This window comes from Streptomyces davaonensis JCM 4913 (assembly GCF_000349325.1).
Lineage (GTDB): Bacteria > Actinomycetota > Actinomycetes > Streptomycetales > Streptomycetaceae > Streptomyces > Streptomyces davaonensis.
In genome coordinates, this window is the sequence record NC_020504.1 from 613,440 (window position 1) to 629,974 (window position 16,535).

At 69.6% G+C, this 16,535-nt stretch carries 15 protein-coding genes; 11 read left to right on the top strand and 4 right to left on the bottom strand.

Features of this window, described 5'->3' with window-relative positions; all coding sequences use genetic code 11:
* Nucleotides 1-70: 70 nt before the first annotated feature.
* From BN159_RS02735 to BN159_RS02770, 8 genes are all read left to right on the top strand, one after another.
* Nucleotides 71-1,714: a serine/threonine-protein kinase gene (locus BN159_RS02735; RefSeq protein WP_015655359.1), complete on the top strand. Its 1,644-nt coding sequence runs from the start codon at nt 71-73 to the stop codon at nt 1,712-1,714.
* Nucleotides 1,711-2,373: a hypothetical protein gene (locus BN159_RS02740; RefSeq protein WP_015655360.1), complete on the top strand. Its 663-nt coding sequence runs from the start codon at nt 1,711-1,713 to the stop codon at nt 2,371-2,373. Before BN159_RS02735 ends, BN159_RS02740 begins: the two co-directional genes overlap by 4 nt.
* Before the next feature lie 127 nt (nt 2,374-2,500).
* The gene (locus BN159_RS02745; protein ID WP_015655361.1) at nt 2,501-2,908 is read left to right on the top strand and encodes a hypothetical protein; all 408 of its coding nucleotides are present in this window, start codon (nt 2,501-2,503) and stop codon (nt 2,906-2,908) included.
* Between the two features lie 116 nt (nt 2,909-3,024).
* Complete coding sequence (locus tag BN159_RS02750; protein WP_015655362.1) at nt 3,025-5,088, top strand: DUF4139 domain-containing protein; 2,064 nt, start codon at nt 3,025-3,027, stop codon at nt 5,086-5,088.
* Between the two features lie 8 nt (nt 5,089-5,096).
* Nucleotides 5,097-6,656, top strand: a complete 1,560-nt coding sequence (locus tag BN159_RS02755; protein ID WP_015655363.1) for a mucoidy inhibitor MuiA family protein — start codon at nt 5,097-5,099, stop codon at nt 6,654-6,656.
* 40 nt (nt 6,657-6,696) lie between these two features.
* Complete coding sequence (locus tag BN159_RS02760; RefSeq protein WP_051113618.1) at nt 6,697-7,269, top strand: GNAT family N-acetyltransferase; 573 nt, start codon at nt 6,697-6,699, stop codon at nt 7,267-7,269.
* A gap of 81 nt (nt 7,270-7,350) precedes the next feature.
* The gene (locus BN159_RS02765) at nt 7,351-8,490 is read left to right on the top strand and encodes a hypothetical protein (RefSeq protein WP_041818765.1); all 1,140 of its coding nucleotides are present in this window, start codon (nt 7,351-7,353) and stop codon (nt 8,488-8,490) included.
* 60 nt (nt 8,491-8,550) lie between these two features.
* Complete coding sequence (locus BN159_RS02770) at nt 8,551-9,927, top strand: IS1380 family transposase (RefSeq protein ID WP_015654966.1); 1,377 nt, start codon at nt 8,551-8,553, stop codon at nt 9,925-9,927.
* A gap of 345 nt (nt 9,928-10,272) precedes the next feature.
* Here the strand turns inward: BN159_RS02770 and BN159_RS02775 are convergent, their stop codons facing one another.
* Nucleotides 10,273-11,424 carry a hypothetical protein gene (locus BN159_RS02775; protein ID WP_015655366.1) on the bottom strand — a complete coding sequence of 384 codons (1,152 nt, stop codon included), beginning with the start codon at nt 11,422-11,424 and terminating at the stop codon, nt 10,273-10,275.
* Nucleotides 11,425-11,478: 54 nt separating this feature from the next.
* Here BN159_RS02775 and BN159_RS02780 point away from each other — a divergent pair, with 54 nt between their 5' ends.
* Nucleotides 11,479-12,141 carry a dihydrofolate reductase family protein gene (locus BN159_RS02780; protein ID WP_231905566.1) on the top strand — a complete coding sequence of 221 codons (663 nt, stop codon included), beginning with the start codon at nt 11,479-11,481 and terminating at the stop codon, nt 12,139-12,141.
* A gap of 63 nt (nt 12,142-12,204) precedes the next feature.
* On the top strand, nt 12,205-13,377 hold the full coding sequence (locus BN159_RS02785) for a hypothetical protein (protein WP_106435736.1): 1,173 nt from the start codon (nt 12,205-12,207) through the stop codon (nt 13,375-13,377).
* Nucleotides 13,378-13,409: 32 nt separating this feature from the next.
* Here the strand turns inward: BN159_RS02785 and BN159_RS02790 are convergent, their stop codons facing one another.
* From BN159_RS02790 to BN159_RS02800, 3 genes are read right to left on the bottom strand one after another with little or no spacing between them, the layout of a single operon-like run.
* Nucleotides 13,410-13,991, bottom strand: coding sequence for an AAA family ATPase (locus BN159_RS02790; RefSeq protein ID WP_015655369.1), 582 nt, complete (start codon nt 13,989-13,991; stop codon nt 13,410-13,412).
* Between the two features lie 32 nt (nt 13,992-14,023).
* The gene (locus BN159_RS02795; protein ID WP_015655370.1) at nt 14,024-15,085 is read right to left on the bottom strand and encodes a sensor histidine kinase; all 1,062 of its coding nucleotides are present in this window, start codon (nt 15,083-15,085) and stop codon (nt 14,024-14,026) included.
* 10 nt (nt 15,086-15,095) lie between these two features.
* Complete coding sequence (locus tag BN159_RS02800) at nt 15,096-15,767, bottom strand: response regulator transcription factor (protein WP_015655371.1); 672 nt, start codon at nt 15,765-15,767, stop codon at nt 15,096-15,098.
* 88 nt (nt 15,768-15,855) lie between these two features.
* On the opposite strand from BN159_RS02800, the gene BN159_RS02805 reads away from it, so the two are divergent.
* Nucleotides 15,856-16,515, top strand: a complete 660-nt coding sequence (locus BN159_RS02805; RefSeq protein WP_015655372.1) for a M15 family metallopeptidase — start codon at nt 15,856-15,858, stop codon at nt 16,513-16,515.
* Nucleotides 16,516-16,535 lie beyond the last annotated feature (20 nt).

The window sequence follows — 16,535 nt, forward strand, 5'->3', positions numbered from 1 at the left end:
TACTTCTGGCCCCGCAACCGCCGTGGCCGAAAATGTGTCTCTGAGCGCAAGGCAAGGTCGGGGGGACGAGATGAGCACATGGGAAGTGCCCGGATACACCGAGTCACTCGAACTCGGCGCGGGAGCGAGCGGGCGGGTCGTCCTGGCCGTGCACAAGGAGACCGGTGTCCCGGTCGCGGTGAAGTACCTCAGCGAGTCACTGCGCACCAGGCCGAGCTTCGTGTACGACTTCCGGGCGGAGGCCCGGCTGCTCGGCGGACTGGAGAGCCCGTACGTCACCGGCCTGTACGAGTACGTGGAGAGCCCGCAGGGTGCCGCCATCGTGATGGAGTTGGTGGACGGCGTCTCGCTGCGCACCCTGCTGAGCCGTCAGGGACCGCTCGACCCCGAAGCCGCCCTCGTCATCCTGAAGGGGTCGCTGCTCGGCCTCGCCGACGCCCATCGCGTGGGTGTCGTCCACCGCGACTACAAGCCGGAGAACGTCCTGGTCGTGCCGGACGGCTCGTCCAAGCTCGTCGACTTCGGCATCGCGGTGGACTCGGGCGCGACCGCCGGTGTGGCGGGGACCCCGTCGTACATGTCCCCGGAGCAGTGGACCGGCGCCCCCGCTTCACCGGCCACCGATGTGTACGCGGCCACGGCCACCTTCTTCGAGTGCCTCACGGGGCACAAGCCGTACACGGGCGACAACTTCGCGGAACTGGCGTTGCAGCACGTCGAGGCGCCGGTCCCGGCCGACGAGGCGCCCGAAGCCGTGCGCGCGCTCATCCGCCGGGGTCTGGCCAAGGATCCGGCGCAACGGCCCGCGCAGGCGGCGGAGTTCGTCACGGAGCTGGAGGCCGTCGCGGGCACCGCCTACGGGCAGGACTGGGAGGAACGGGGCCGGGGCCGGCTGGCCGCACTCGTGGCGCTGCTGCCCCTGCTGCTGCCGTCGGCACGCAGCACCCCTCGTACCACCACGGACGCCGCACGCACCGTACTGCCTCAAGGTCCCGGCCCCGTCCCGGCACGATCCTGGCTGCCCGGCCGCCCCGGAGTGCTGATCTCGGTCGCGGCCGTCGTGCTCGGAGTGCTCCTGACCTACGGAATCCCGTTGAACGCGGGCCCCGCGGCGCAGGAAGCGGCACAGGCCCTGGCCACGACCAGCGCCGAGCCCGCCGCGGAAGCGGCCGGGACCACGGCGCCGACCTCGTCGCCCTCCGCGTCCCCGACGTCCAGCGCATCGGAGAGCCCCTCGTCGTCGCCCGGGGAGGACCCCAGCGGATCGGCGACTCCCGGTGGCGCGGAGCCCTCCGCCCCGGCCGGGGGTGAGGAGACGACGACGCCTCCCGACGGCACGGGGAGCACGGCGACGCCGACGACCGCCGCTCCCCCGTCGCCGGTCGCGCCCGCCGTCAAGGCCGTCACGGTGTCGGGGTTCAGCCAGACAGGTCCCACGACCGCCACCGCGACCCTCGACATCACCACGGACGGCACCGGGCCGATCTCCCTCACCGTCTCGTGGTACACGAGCAACGTCAGTGGGCAGCTCGGCTCCGCCGACGGTGCGCCGCAGACCTTCACGCGCAGTGGGGCGACCACGTACTCGATCGCCGTCGACCACACCTTCCAGAACACCGGCTGCTATTGGTCGGTTTACGCCACCACCAGCCCGGCCGCGGCCGGCGGTGACGCCTCTCGACAGCTTCTGACCAGGCAGTGTGACATTCGATGACCGCTCAGAATGAGGACGGACCCAGCTCCGCCTCCGACGAGGCCGAGTACAGCGCCACCGTGCTGGCCAGCCACTGGATCCAGAGACCGCCGGCCGACGACACGCTCGTCGACCCGACCCCGGCACCGGCACAGTCGCCGACCTGGCCCGACCGGGTCGAAGGCACCGTCCTGCGTTTCGGTCCGGGCGTCACCGCCGCCGTCGCGCATAGGACGCACGGGACGCACGGGACGCTCCCCGCGGTGCCGACGCCCCCGACACCCCCGCGTCGGCGATGGCGCCGACACGCGCTGCCCGCCGTGGTGCTGATCTGCGTCCTCGCGTTCCTCGCCTGGCAGCGGCTCGGCCCGTCCGTCGAGGTCGCAACGGTGTCGGTCACGGCCCAGCCGAGGGTTCTGGAGTGCGACGAGACGGCGGACATCGTCGGCGTGGTCAGCACCAACGGCCGTCCCGGCACGCTCTCCTACCGCTGGACCAGAAGCGACGGCACGGCTTCCGGCGTCCTGCGTGAAGTGGTCGTGCGCGGGCAGAAGGAGGCACGCCTGCACCTGAGGTGGACCTTCGAGGGCAAGGGTCAGCGCACGGCTCGGGCCGAGCTTCAGCTTCTCTCGCCGGCCCGCGAAACGGTCACCGCCCGGTTCGCCTACGACTGCTCCTGACGGTTCATCGGGCCCGCAGCGGTCCTGCCTGCGGCAAATGCGGAAGGTCACAGTACCGACACGCCCTGTACCGGCCGACCGCAAGCGGCGCAATGATGCCCCTCCGCAACTGCACTCGAGGGGTACCATGCGCATCCGCACTGCCGCTGTCGCCACCTTCGCGCTCGCCTGCGCGCTCAGCGCCTGTTCCAGCAGCACCGACCAGGCCGACTCCAAGCCGGAGACCACCGCGAGCGAGGTCTCTCAGGAGGACAAGGACGCCGCTGCTGCCGCCGCCGGAATCCCGCCGGAGCCGACCGGCGCCGACCGCCAGGACCTTCTCGACACCCTGGAAGCCGCAGCCCCCGACGTCGTGCGGTACGAGGACGAGGCGATCGACGCGGCCCGCAATCAGTGCTCGGCGATCAACGGTGGTGCGGGCATGCTCGACTACCTCGCCTCGCAGCGGTTCACGTACAAGGATGTGACGACGACGGAAGAGCAGGCCGCGCAGATCAACGACGCGCTCAAGTCCTCGGGCTTCTGCAAGCTCTGACACGGCGTACGAGGGCAGCACATCGGCCCGACAGGGCCGGCCGGGGGGATGCTTCCAGCCACCCCCGCAGCGGGCGCTAGGCTTCGGCCGGCACGGACATGACGGGGGCGGAACGCATGAAATCCGAGGAGACACCGCGGTGGGGCTCGGCCCTGGACGCGGTCGTGGTGTACGCGCAGGGCGCGATGTGCAGCCGTAGGGCGAGCGGCTCCGTGCCGCCGCAGGGACGGGTACGGGTCACGGGCCTGCCGCGCTCGATCGACCCGGGCTCCCTGCGCGCCCGCGTGGTCGGCGACAGCGGTGTCCGGGTCACCGAGGTGCGGACGGAGGTGGACGCCGAGCCGTCCGGTGCCGAGTCCTCCGACGCGTTGCGGGAGGAGGTGGAGCGGCTGCGCGACGCCCTTGGCGCGGTGAATGGCCGCCGCGACCGGCTGCTCGCCCGTATCAAGGAGGTCGAGGACCTGCGCCCGGTTCCGCCGCCGCGCAAGCGGGACGACCCGCACCGCCGTACTCCCGCCGAAGCGTGGCTGTCGCTCGCCGACTTCGTGGACGAACGGCTGACGGCCCTGCACGGCCGCCTCGCCGAGCTGGAGGCGGAGGTGCGCCGCGTCGAGCACGAACTCGACGTCGCGGCCGACCGTTTGGCCCGGGGCACCACCGACAAGCCCGCCGCCCATGTCGAGACCACGGTCTGCGCGGTGTTGACCCTCGACGGATCGGGCGAGGTGGAGCTGGAGCTGGAGTACGGGGTTCCGGGCGCCGTCTGGGTACCGGCGTACCGGCTGGCCTACCGGCAGAGCGCGGACTCCGGCAGCCTGGTGCTGCGTGCCTCGGTCGCGCAGCGCACCGGCGAGGACTGGACCGGGGTGCGCATCGCGCTCGCCACCGCCGATCTGCGGCGCCGCACCGACCTGCCGAAGCTGCGCTCGCTGCGGATCGGCCGCCGTCAGCCCGTGGCCGCGCCGTCCGGCTGGCGGGAGCCCCCGGCAGGTCTGTCCGATCTGTTCACCGGGTACGACTCGGCGGGCCCGCGGCCACAACCGCGATCCGGCGCCGTACCAGGCTCCGCCGGGGGCGCGCCCCCGGCCGTCGTCGGCAGCGCCCCCGTCTCACCTCCCCCGCCCGCACCCTCGTACGGCGGAGCGCCCCCGCGCCCCGCCGAACCGGGCGGAGCCCCCGCGCCGGCGGCGCTCGACCGTTCCATGCCGGCCTTCGGGGCGGCGGCACCGCAGGCACCCGCCCGCGCCCGGACCGGCCGCGCGCCGGCCGCCGCTCCCGCCGCCATGCCACCGGCCCCCGGCGGCCCGATGGCCCCACCGCCGCCCGCACCGGTGACAGGTCCGCCGCGACCCTCCGGCGACGAGCTCGACTACGCCGCACTCCACCTCAGCGGCCCCGACGAGCCCGCGAGCCGCAGGGGCCGCCTGTTCCCCGACGCGCCGTTCGATCCGGTGGCGGCCGAACACCGCCGCCGCGCCGAGGCAGTGGCCTCGCTGCCGCTTCCCGGGCACGCGGTGCGGCCCCGTGCGTCGGCGGGGTCCTTCGACCATCGCTACGACGCCGTCGCCCGCGCGGACATCCCCTCGGACGGCACCTGGCACACCGTCACCATCAGCGAGATCCCGGTCGGTCTGCGCACCGAGTACCTGTGCGTGCCGTCCGTGGAGCAGCGGGTGTACGGGACGCTGGTCTTGTCCAACGCCACCGACCAGGCGCTGTTGGCCGGTCCGGTGGAGGTCACCGTCGACGACGACTTCCTGCTGACCGCCGCGCTGCCCACGCTCGCGCCCGGCGGCGTCCGCCGGATGGGGCTCGGGCCGGCGGAGGGCGTCCAGGTCACCCGGCGTACGCACCTCAACGAGTCGACGGCGGGCCTGCGCAACAACGTCACCGTGCTGGACCACCGCGTACAGGTGGACCTGGCCAACCGGCTCGCCCGGCCCGTCTCCGTCGAGGTCCGGGAACAGGTGCCGGTCACCTCCGATCCGGACGTGCGGATCGACGAACGGGCGGCCGACTGGACGGTTCCGGACGACGGTGCGGGACCCGATCACCACGCCCCGGGCACCCGAGTGTGGCGCGTCGAGCTGCCGCCCGGCGGCACCGCCGCCCTGCACGGCGGCTACGAAATCCGAATCCCGGCCGCGAAGGCCCTGGTCGGCGGCAACCGCAGGAGCTGACACACACCATGTCCACGGATCCGGAACTGATCCCCGCCCCCGTCACCGCCGTCACCTGCCTGGAGGACCGCGCCCAGGTCGAACGCACCCTCACCCTGGATCTGCGGGCGGGCGTGCAGCGACTGCGCCTCGGACCGGTGAGCGCGCTGGCGGTCGACCGTACGCTGCACGCCGAGCTGACCGCCGACCATGAGGCGAGCGTTCTCGACGCCCGCATCGTGCGCGCCTGGACGCCGCGCGGGCCGCTGCCCACCGCCGACGACTCGGCGCTGCGCCTGCGCGTCCACGCCCTGGAGCAGGAGCGGTTCACTCTGGAACAGCGGACCGACCGGCTGCGCACCCGCCTCGACGTGCTGGGAAAGCTCGCCACGGACCTGCTGCGTGAGATCGGCGAGGGAGCCGGTACGGGTGAGACGGACACGGCTCGCTGGACCGCGGAACTCGACCGCGTGGACGACGAACGCGACGCGTACAGCGAGGAGTTGCGCGCCACGCAGGCCCGGCTGACGGTGCTGACCACCGAACTCCGGGAGACCGAGCACGCCGTCGACCTGTCCGAGCAGCAACCCGCCGAGCTGCTCGGCCATGTCGAGCTGGCCGTACGGTCCGACGTCGCGGGGAAGGCGCGGCTCCGGCTGACCCACCTCGTCCCCTGCGCGCTGTGGCGCCCCGCCTATCGGGCCGTGCTCGACGGGGGCACGGTGACGCTGGAGACGGACGCCATGGTGTGGCAGCGCACCGGCGAGGACTGGTCCGACGTGGCGCTGACGCTGTCCACGGCCCGCTCGGCCGCGGCCAACGAGCCGCCGCGCCTCGTCGAGGACCGGCTGACGCTGACCGACCGCTCCCCCGCCGAACGGCGCACGGTCGAGGTGGAGTTGCGCGAGCAGGAGATCTCCGACCTCGGCCCGGCCCCCGTGCTCGGCCTGCCCGGAGTGGACGACGGCGGGGAAACCAGGGTGCTGCGCTCGCCCGCGCCCGTCTCCGTCCCCGCCGACGGACGCGCCCACCGGGTGCCGCTCTCGTCCGTGGCCACACCCGCGAGCAGCGAGTACGCCTGCTCCCCCGAGCTGTCCCCGCTGGTGACCCAGGTGGTGCGGTTCGACAACTCCTCCGGGCACGCGCTGCTCGCCGGCCCCGTGGACCTGGTGCGCGGCAGCGGGTTCAGCGGCCGGGGCACACTGGAGTTCACCGCTCCCGGCGGGCCCGTCGAGCTCGCGTTCGGCAGCCACGACGACTACCGCGTGCTGCGGTACGCCGAGGAATCCCGCGACACCACCACCATGACCCAGCGGACCACGGTGACCCACTCGGTACGCCTGCACCTGTCCCGCTTCTCCGCTCCCGGGGCACAGGGCGATCAGACGGTCGTGCTGCGGGAACGGATCCCGGTCTCCGAGGTCTCGGCAGTGGACGTACGCCTGCGCAAGGAGGACTGTTCCCCCCTCCCCGACACGGTGGACGACGAGGGCATCGCCCGCTGGGACATCGCCCTGCCGCCCGGCGGCCGTCGCACGGTGATCCTCGTGTACGACATCTCCGCGAGCGGCAAGGTCACTGGTGTGTGAGGACGACTCTGGGGCGCCGGTCTCCGTGGTGATGGAGCGCATGGACGGATCGGCCGCGGTGCGCGCCGAGGACGCGTTCAGACGGATCTACGCGGAGGCGTTCGCCGAGGCTCCGTACCACGAGACCGAGGACGACATCGCCGCCGCCTTCCGCCGCTTCCGCGCACTGGCTCAAAGGCCCGCTTTCCGCGCGGTGTTGGCCCGCTCCGAGTACGGCGAGCCGATCGGCATGGCGTACGGCTTCCCCCTCGGCTCCGACACGGTGTGGTGGGACGAGCTGACCGAACCCGTGCCCGACGACATGCGGCGCGAGGACGGGCACCGCACCTTCGGGCTCATCGAACTCGCCGTGCGCGGGGCGTGGCGCGGGGAGGGTGTGGCGCGGCGTCTGCACCGGACGCTGCTCGACGGCGTCGTAGCAGAGCGGGTGTTGCTGAACGTCCACCCGGAGGGCAAGGCAGCGGCGGCCGCTTATCGCGCGTGGGGGTACCGCAAAATCGGGGAGGCGAGGGTGCCGGGCGAGGAGGCGGGCGTGTATGACGTGATGCTGCTCGATCTGGGAGCCCGTTTTCGGACCTCGGTAGGGTCGATGATGCCCCAACCCGCCCGCTAGCAGGGACACATGCCCAATCTGCTGAGTTCAGCCCGCCGCGCTGTCCACCGTCGGAAAGGAGATGTTGCAGGCACCGGACGTGTGAGCCGGCTCCCTCTGGGGCTGCGGGCAGCGGCGGCAGTGCTGGGCCTGACATTGCTGGCGGCAGGTTGCAGCAGCGGCCCGGACCTGTCGGACCGGTCGATCAAGCCGAGGGGTGATGGGGGCGCGTGGCAGATCGACTACCGCAGCCCAGTGTCGGATTCCGGCCTCAATGGCCTGGTCGCCGTCTCTGCCGAGGAAGCGTGGGCAGTCGGACGCACGGGCAAGTCCAACCATGAGCGCGGCAGTCTGCTGCACTACACCGCCGGTAACTGGAGCTCTGTGCCGCTGCCCGTCGAGCTCCGAGGCGAGCCCGAGCTGAGAGTCGCGGCGTCGGGTCCGCAGGACGTATGGATCTACCGTCGGGAGCCCACGTCGGTTCCGCAGACCGAAGTGGAGGCGCGCAGGCAGCGTTCGTCGCCCGCGCAGGGCGCTGAGCAGCCGGACGGCCGGCGTCCCAGCCCGGCGATGCGCTGGGACGGCAAGCGCTGGCACCGGATGGCCGCCCCCTTCCCGATCGCCACTCTGCGGGTGTTGTCCCCGCGCAACGCCTGGGCTGTCGACTGCGAGGGCGACCTGTGGCACTGGGACGGCCGCCACTGGCAGCGAACCAGGCTGCCGATCTGGGTCCGTGATCTCGACGCCTCGTCCCCGGACAATGTCTGGGCCGTGGGCATGCGCGTACCTGCTACTCCCCCGTACCAGTTCGCGGCGATGCACTACGACGGACACAGCTGGCAGCAGACGCGGCTGCCCGAGCACCGCTTCACCCAGAACGGCATGCTGCCCGGGGAGACCAGCACACTCGGCTACGTCCGTGTCCTCGCCGCCGACGACGTCTGGGCGCTCGGGGCACACACCTGGGATCCGGAGGACGAGGCACCGACCGATCCGCCCTTCGAACGCTTCCTCCTGCACTGGGACGGCCACCGTTGGAAGAGCGTCGCCTACCCACCCAGAACCGCGTACGACGACGTGCTACAGCCGGTGGCGCCCGACGGCTCCGGGGGCCTGGTACTGGGCACCTGGCTGCGCCGCACCGCCACCGGCCGGTACCTGGGCATTGACGCCCCACTAGCCTCGCGCTTTCATAAAGCGGGCTGTCCGGCAGGTGGTCAACTCAGCAGAAAGTGCCCCTGACCAGCAAGAATGAGGATTGTCGAGGTCCTTGTTCCCGCTGAAACCAGAGGCACTTTCCAGGTGAAGCAGCCTATAGGTTCCTATCCTCCTGTGCGTGTCCAGGGCGACGGCCGCCAGGTCGTCTCCCTGGCCGGATCCGTCCTGCTGGTCGAAACGGTCCGCAAGACCGGTCTCGACCGGGCGTTATCCGCAGTGCTCGCTCCGTGGCGAAAGCCTCGGGCCGTCCACGACCCGGGCAAGATCCTCCTGGACCTTGCGCTGGCGGTCGCACTCGGCGGGGACTGTCTCGCCGACATCGCGACGCTGCGGGCCGAGCCGTCCGTGTTCGGGCCGGTCGCCTCCGACCCGACGGTCTCCCGCCTGATCGGCACCCTCGCCACCGCGGGCGAGAAGGCACTGACCGCCATCCGCAATGCCCGCTCCGAAATCCGTGGCCGGGTCTGGGAGTTGTCCGCCGACCGGGCTCCGGACGCCTGCGGGGAAGTGACCGTGGACCTGGACGGAGTTCTGGTCGTCGCACACTCCGACAAGCAGGACGCCGCCCCGACCTGGAAGAAGACCTACGGCCACCACCCCCTGATGGGGTTCGTCGACCACGGGCCAGGCGGCACCGGCGAACCCGTCGCCGCTCTGCTCAGGCCGGGCAACGCGGGCTCGAACACCGCCGCCGACCACATCACCACGGCGCAACTCGCCCTCGCTCAGCTGCCCAAGAAGTACCGGCGTGGGCGGCAGACCTTGATCCGCTGCGATTCCGCGGGCGGCACCCACGAGTTCGTCGCCTGGCTCGCCCGGCGCGGCCGCTGGCTGTCCTACTCGGTCGGCATGGTCATCACCGAGGCCGTCCACCAGCACGTCCTCAAGATCCCGGCATCGGCCTGGACCTCGGCCATCGAGTCGGACGGTGAGGTCCGCGACGGGGCCTGGGTCGCGGAACTCACCGGTGACATCCTCATCGGGTGGCCGAAGGGCCTGCGGCTGATCGTCCGCAAGGAACGACCCCATCCCGGCGCCCAGTTGAGGATCACAGATGCCGACGGCATGCGGCTCACCTGCTTCGCCACCAACACCGCCGACCGTCCCATTGCCGAACTCGAACTCCGCCACCGGCTGCGGGCCCGGGCCGAGGACCGCATCCGGGCCGCCCGCGCGACGGGCCTGCGCAACCTGCCCCTGCACGACACCGCGCAGAACAAGATCTGGCTGGAGATCGTCCAGATTGCTCTCGACCTGCTGGCCTGGATGCCCTTGCTCGCCCTGACCTGCAAGGCCCGTCTCTGGGAACCTCGCCGCCTGCGGTTCCGCCTGTTCTCCGCGGCTGGCCAGCTCGTCACCACCGGCCGGCGCCGCATCCTCCGCCTCGCCCGCCACTGGCCCTGGACCAGCGAGATCACAGACGCCCTCGCACGGCTCGCACTCCTGCCGAACCCCGACTGACCAGAAGCCCCTACCCCTGCGAGCAGCATCACCCCCACCCGGAGCAGTGGAACCCGGCGCCCACCCGACGCGAGACTCGGGCCGCCGACCTGCCCGGCATCAGCCGCCGAAAGCGAAACGGTCCACCGACTCCGTCGGCGGACCGTCAAGAAAGATCGAGGCTAGGAGTCGAGGGCTGGACCGACACAACGGTGAAGCCTTTGAAGCGCCAATGGCTTTCGCTGTCGGACCTGGCGGTGGTGCCTGGCACGCACACGTTGTTCGGGGTCGGTGCCCTTAACTCGCACAGCGGTAGCCGGGCAGTCATCGTCCGATACCAGAGCTGATCGACAACATCGGCTACGGCTAGACATGCGGACCCGTACTCCCGGCCTGGCTGGTCGGTCCACGGACCGCATCAAGTACAGCTTGTCCCTGGTTGTCGACGAACTTGGTGAACAGTTGCTGGGAGTAGCCGAAGATGATTGCCCAGGCGATGATCTGAGCGGTGGAATCGAGCGCGCTGAGCCCTGGGACGAAACCGCCGCGCATGAGCAGCAGTCCAAGCCCTGCGGTCAGGGCCCCGGTCGGCAGTTTCAACAGGGCCAGTACGACCGGCACGTTGTACGGCAGCGCCGTCCCCCTGATCCGTCTCAGCGCTGCCGCGGAGGCGATGGCGGCGGACAGGACGCCCACGATTTCGATGATGAGATAGTCCTGAGCGCGCGCGGTGGAAGCAATCTCCTCCGCGGTGGGCGGGCCTTTGAAGTCCTGACTGAATGACGGACAGACCACCTTGTACTTTCCTCCGCTGATCTCCGGGGTGAAGCAGAGCGGAATAGCGGTCTCCCAGATGCATGACATCACCGCGACGCCAATCGCGGCGAGAAACAAGCCCGCCGTCACTGACATCACGATCCCCACGAAGCTGCGGACACGAAGCGTTTCCTTGCGGAGCAGTCGCCGCGCGTGGCTAACGGTCTCCGCGAGGAAGGCGCGTTCCCCCAGGCGCAATCCATCACGATTCTGACCGTCGTGGTGGAGTCTGCGCGCGATCTCTGTCGCGTGAATGCGCCGTGGGTCCCTGGGGGTGAAGTGCTCGTCGATCAGCGCCAGCATGTCGGGGAGCATCGCCTTGATGTCCTCGCTGGAAGCCATCCAGACCATGAGATTCATGGCGGAATCGACGTGGGACTGCGCGACGCCCAGATGCGCGGCCCGTCGCATGCGGGGATGGGAGTCGTGTCCAAGTGCGGAATTGGCCTGTTCGAGTTCGTGCTGCGCCTTGGCGGCGTAGGAGTCCGCCACGATTGCACGCTCCTCGTCCACCGAGGCCCGAACGGCCGCCGCGTGAAGGATCGCCTCCAGCTCGGTGATCCTCGCCCGCAGCGCCTCCTTCTGCTCCCACGGCCCCATCTCTCCCCGCGAGGCACGGATGGGCGTCCTCGTGTCGTACCACCTCCGCACCCTGGCCGCCCAGGGCTCCCTGCCGGGTCCGCCGCCCGCCGTGTCGCTCATCAAAGCCTCCCTCGTCGGCGTCACCACTCGACGTCGTGGATCGACATCGGAGTGATGGGCCAGCAGCAGGGTTCGACCATTCGGTTCGCCGAATTCACCGAAGAAACGATCCTCGCGCCGATTGGCGATGCGCCGGACCGGTCTGCCCATCGGCGGTACCCTCGCGAAATGCGACCCCTTCGGTATTCCATCAACGTCACCCTCGACGGGTGCTGCGACCACCGTGAAATCACCCCGGACGAAGAAATGCACCACCATGCGGCCGAAAGCATTGGCCAGGCCGATGCCCTCCTCTTCGGCCGAGTGACATACGAAATGATGGAAGAAGCGTGGCGGCCACCGGCCCCGGCAGGAGCGCGGCCCGAGTGGATGGAGCCCTTCGCCAGGACGATCAACGCAGCGAAGAAATACGTCGTGTCGAGCACCCTGGAGCAGGTCGGCTGGAACTCGGAGCTCCTGCGCGGCGATCTGGGCGAGGCCGTGCAGCAGCTCAAGCAGGAGCCGGGTCAGGGCCTGTTCGTGGGTGGCGTGCAGCTCCCCATGGCGTTGGCGGAGCTGGGGTTGATCGACGAGTACGAGTTCGTGGTGCATCCCAGGCTGGTGGGCCACGGGCGGACGTTGTTCGCGGGGCTGTCGCAGCGGGTCGATCTGGAGCTCGTGAATCGGCTGGAGTTCGGCTCGGGGGCGGTGGCGATGCAGTACGAACCGAGAAGGTAACCATCGGGGTTGGGGGTTCAAGCCGACTGTGGGCACGCAGTCAGCAGCTCATACGATCAGGGCATGGCAATGCAGAAGCAGGACGCCCCACCAAGGCCACTCATGGTCGGCGACGTCGTGACCGCCCATTCACGGGAACTCGGGGAATGGACAGCCGCGCAGATAGTCCGACTCGACCCCGATTCACAGACGGCGGCCGTACTTGAGCTGGACTGGTCCGGCCCTGAGCCATCGTCCATGGCCAACCTCGGCGACATCACCCCGCTCAGGCTCACTCACCACTCATGGAACGGGTCGCTGTCTTTCTGCAACCAGGGGTGGGTCCTGCCGCGCAGCCACAAGGTGGTCGGAACGATGCCCCTCCTCCATGACAAGCCGTCGAACTCCTGGGCCTACGGATGGCACTTGGGCGATCAGCTCGCCCGGCAACGACGGTGGGACAGCGGCGTCCGTGAAGACCCGGTCGCGGCTTGGAAGGCAGAGTACACCGGAGAGGCGGTCAATGAATTCCTCAGCCGACCGACAGAGCCACGATCAGAGGTAACACAGCTGACAATCCGGGATGTTGACACCCTGGACTGCGCTCAGCTCGTCACGCGATTCCCCGAGGTGACCTCGCTCCAACTGTACGGACGCCTCGGCCTCCTCTCCGCCGCGGGCGAGCTGAACCGGCTGACGTCGCTCCAGAGAATCGGCATCGCCGACCTCTTCGGCATGACCGGAGAAGACCGCCTGCGCCCGCAGTCCGTGCCGGAACTGGAATCCGTGGACCTCTACAACATCCCTGCCGCCTACGCCTCGGCCATGCGCGGCGCCTGGAGACCGGAGATCCCGGAAGGCGTCTATATATCCATCCTCCGAGGCCGCAAGCCCGAATGGGTCGAGGAGAACCGGAACAACCCGTTGCGCGACTGGGACGGCCGCGAACACATCAGTCCCGCCACCTACAAGAGGGCGCTCACGCAGTACAAGGCGACGCGGAAGGCCGTCCTTGAGGTGTTCGCCGTAGAAGCCGCAGGGGTCTGGTCGTCACGCCTGGAGGAGATCGGGCATGCCTACGGCGAGGCGTTCAATCGCCTTGACTATCGGTCGGGCTTCATCGAGACCGTCGAGCGCGAAGAGCTCTTCGACGCCCTTGAGCACATCATGAATGAGGCCGAGACACTCCACGGCCCTGACGCCAAGGCCACCCGCGACAGCCTCATCTCAGGAGCGGACTCCGCCCGAGACTGGTAGCGAGGCCCCGGACGTCCCACCAGGCCGCGTGATCACCGGATCAGGGCGACGACTGCCGTCTCTATGGGGTCGATGTCCGGCTCACCCGCATCCGAGGTGTCGACTTCTACGACGGCATCGACTCCACCCGGCGGCGCAAAGATGGACGGCTTCATCTCGCCTCGCTGGAACTGGGCGGAGAGCTGTCGCTCGACGGCCCCGCCTCCAGCCGCGCGGACCCGGAGCCGCTCGCCAATGACCGACTCGCGCGCGACGACGTGAACGGCGAGCATTCTGGCGTCAGATGAGTGCAGGGCATCAAGCAGGCGAGACGACAACACCGAGGTCTCCACCACGAAGCTCACCCCCGAAGAGGCAAGCAGACGGGCCGTGTTGACCATCGCTTCCTCGGCACGGAGGCTGACAGGACCACCGGCGACATGGAAGTCCGGAGCGAACTGGACACCGCCGTCCCCGGCGACAGAAGCGGCAGACAGCCCTAGCCCCCGCTTGATCTCGTCCCTGGTCAGGAACAGCACACCGAGACGACGCGCCGTCGCACACGCCACAGTGGTCTTTCCGGCCCCCGGAGACCCGCATACGGCGACCACTACTGGTCGTTGCAACCCCGGCATCCGCCGATCCTGCCGGATCTTGATCTTGTTGTCTACGACGCAGCGGGAAGCTCAACGGTGATGCGGAGCCCGCCTGCGGAGCGCGGGGTGAGCGTGAGGGTTCCGTCGTGGGCGTGGGTGATGGTTTGGACGATGGCCAGGCCCAGGCCGATGCCCGCGTGGTCGGTGTGGGTGCGCTCGGTGCCGCGTTGGAAGGGTTCGGTGAGGGTCGAGGCGAGTTGGGGGGTGACTCGCTCGCCGGTGTTCTCCACCGTCAGGACCACCGTGTCGGGGCGGACGGCGGTGCTCACCCACACGGTGCCCTGTTCAGGGAGGTTGTGGATGATCGCGTTGTGTACGAGGTTCGTGGTCAGTTGGAGGAGCAGCGTCGGGGAGCCGGTCGTGAGGGTGACGTCGCCGCTCGATTCGATCGTGACGCCGTTCTTTTCCGCTACGGGGAGGAGTGTTTCGGTGGCTTCTTCCGCCATGAGGGACAGGTCGACGCGTTCTTGGGCGAAGGATCGCTGCTCGGCGCGGCTGATCAGGAGCAGGGCCTCGGTGAGCTCGATCGCTCGGGTGTTGACGTCGTTGAGGCGGTCGATGAGTTCTTCGGTGTCGTGGTTCGGGTCGGTGCGGGCCACGTCGAGGAGTGCCTTCGAGATCGCCAGCGGGGTGCGCAGCTCGTGGGAGGCGTTGGCCGCGAATCTCCGCTGCTCGGCGACGTGCGCTTCGAGCCGGGCAAGCATCGTGTCAAAGGCGTCGGCCAGTTCGTGGAACTCGTCCTTGCGGCCCGGCAGCCGGATGCGGTGCGAGAGCGATCCGTTCGCTGCCGTGCGTGTGGCGCTGGTGATGCGGGTCAGCGGGGCGAGCATCCGGCCTGCGAGGAACCATCCTCCCAGAAGGCCGAACAGCAGCAGGAACGCCAGCACGGCGGCCGCCGCTGGGGCGAAGTTGCGCAGGAGGAGCTGGCGGTTGGGATTCTCGTAGAGGAGTCGGCGGTTCCAGTCGTCCGGGACGGGTTCCAGGAGGAACAGCCATACGGCCGCCAGCAGCAAGGTCCCCGCGAGCATGAGGAAGCCGGCGTAGCTGAGGGTGAGTTTGAGGCGGATGCTCATTCCGGGTGCTCTATCCACCGTCGCCTCCCTCGATGCGGTAGCCGACACCCGGCACCGTGGCGATCAGCCATGGCTCGCCGAGCCGTTTGCGCAGTGCCGAGACGGTGATGCGTACGGCGTTGGTGAACGGGTCGGCGTTCTCGTCCCACGCGCGTGCCAGGAGTTCCTCGGCACTGACGACACCGCCCTCGGCGGCGACGAGGACTTCGAGCACGGCGAACTGTTTCCTGGTCAGCGCGACGTAGCGGCCGTCCCGGTAGACCTCTCTGCGGAACGGGTCCAGCCGTAGACCCGCGATCTCGCGCACGGGAGGTCTGTGGTGGGCGCGTCTGCGGTCGAGTGCTCTGAGTCTGAGTGCGAGTTCCTGGAGTGCGAAGGGTTTGGTCAGGTAGTCGTCGGCGCCCAGTTCAAAGCCGGAGGCCTTGTCGTCGAGACGGTCCGCCGCGGTGAGCATGAGGATCGGCATGCCACTGCCGGAGGCGACGATGCGCTTGGCGACCTCGTCACCGGAAGGGCCGGGGATGTCGCGGTCGAGGACGGCGATGTCGTAGGCATTGATGCTCAGTAGTTCCAGTGCCGTGTCGCCGTCACCTGCGATGTCGGCCGCGATCGCTTCCAGGCGCAGGCCGTCGCGGATGGCTTCGGCCAGGTAGGGCTCGTCCTCGACGATCAGCACACGCATGTCGTCAAGGCTACGAGTCGGCACATATCGTCGGCGTATCGAAAACCGCATACGTGTCGGCAACAGCATGCTGCCTTGACTTGGCCGTATGACTCGACCTCCACCGTTAGCACGGACGCGCCGCAGGATTCGCTGGGTCCTCGGTGTCGGCCTGGTTGCCGTCCTCGCAGCGATCATCGTGGTCCTCACCCACCACGTGCCCACGTCCTCGTCCTTCTCCGCCGTATCGCCCCAGAGACCCTCTTCGGCCGCCTCGCCGAACGGCTCGCGCGGTGAGCTCCGTGGGGTCCCCGGCGAGGCCGAGGGTGTCGTCCCCGACGGTGTGACGGTCTTCGACGAGGCGATTCCGGCTGTGGTCAACCTCGATCCGGCTCTGCTCGACGCTCTCCGTCAGGCTGCGGCAGGTGCCGCGGACGACGCCGGGGTCGTGTTCTACGTCAACAGCGGCTGGCGTTCGCCGGAGTACCAGAATCATCTTCTTCAGCAGGCGATCGCCGAGTACGGGTCCGAAGACGAGGCCGCCCGATGGGTGGCCACCGCGGAGACATCCCCGCACGTGTCGGGGGACGCGGTCGACCTCGGCCGCTCCGACGCGACGGCGTGGTTGTCCGAACACGGCGCCGCGTACGGACTGTGCCGGATCTACGGCAACGAACCCTGGCACTTCGAGCTGCGCACCGACGCGATCGATCATGGTTGCCCGCCTCTGTACGACGACCCCACCCAGGACCCGAGGATGCAGCAGTGACCGGCAGTGAACGAGGACAG

Excerpts from the sequence above, each read along its gene's own strand:
- BN159_RS02735 (WP_015655359.1), top strand. The coding sequence starts at position 71 with ATGAGCACATGGGAAGTGCCCGGATACACCGAGTCACTCGAACTCGGC.
- BN159_RS02740 (WP_015655360.1), top strand. The coding sequence starts at position 1,711 with ATGACCGCTCAGAATGAGGACGGACCCAGCTCCGCCTCCGACGAGGCC.
- BN159_RS02745 (WP_015655361.1), top strand. The coding sequence starts at position 2,501 with ATGCGCATCCGCACTGCCGCTGTCGCCACCTTCGCGCTCGCCTGCGCG.
- BN159_RS02750 (WP_015655362.1), top strand. The coding sequence starts at position 3,025 with ATGAAATCCGAGGAGACACCGCGGTGGGGCTCGGCCCTGGACGCGGTC.
- BN159_RS02755 (WP_015655363.1), top strand. The coding sequence starts at position 5,097 with ATGTCCACGGATCCGGAACTGATCCCCGCCCCCGTCACCGCCGTCACC.
- BN159_RS02760 (WP_051113618.1), top strand. The coding sequence starts at position 6,697 with ATGGACGGATCGGCCGCGGTGCGCGCCGAGGACGCGTTCAGACGGATC.
- BN159_RS02775 (WP_015655366.1), bottom strand. The coding sequence starts at position 11,424 with ATGAGCGACACGGCGGGCGGCGGACCCGGCAGGGAGCCCTGGGCGGCC.
- BN159_RS02780 (WP_231905566.1), top strand. The coding sequence starts at position 11,479 with ATGGGCCAGCAGCAGGGTTCGACCATTCGGTTCGCCGAATTCACCGAA.
- BN159_RS02785 (WP_106435736.1), top strand. The coding sequence starts at position 12,205 with ATGGCAATGCAGAAGCAGGACGCCCCACCAAGGCCACTCATGGTCGGC.
- BN159_RS02790 (WP_015655369.1), bottom strand. The coding sequence starts at position 13,991 with ATGCCGGGGTTGCAACGACCAGTAGTGGTCGCCGTATGCGGGTCTCCG.
- BN159_RS02795 (WP_015655370.1), bottom strand. The coding sequence starts at position 15,085 with ATGAGCATCCGCCTCAAACTCACCCTCAGCTACGCCGGCTTCCTCATG.
- BN159_RS02800 (WP_015655371.1), bottom strand. The coding sequence starts at position 15,767 with ATGCGTGTGCTGATCGTCGAGGACGAGCCCTACCTGGCCGAAGCCATC.
- BN159_RS02805 (WP_015655372.1), top strand. The coding sequence starts at position 15,856 with ATGACTCGACCTCCACCGTTAGCACGGACGCGCCGCAGGATTCGCTGG.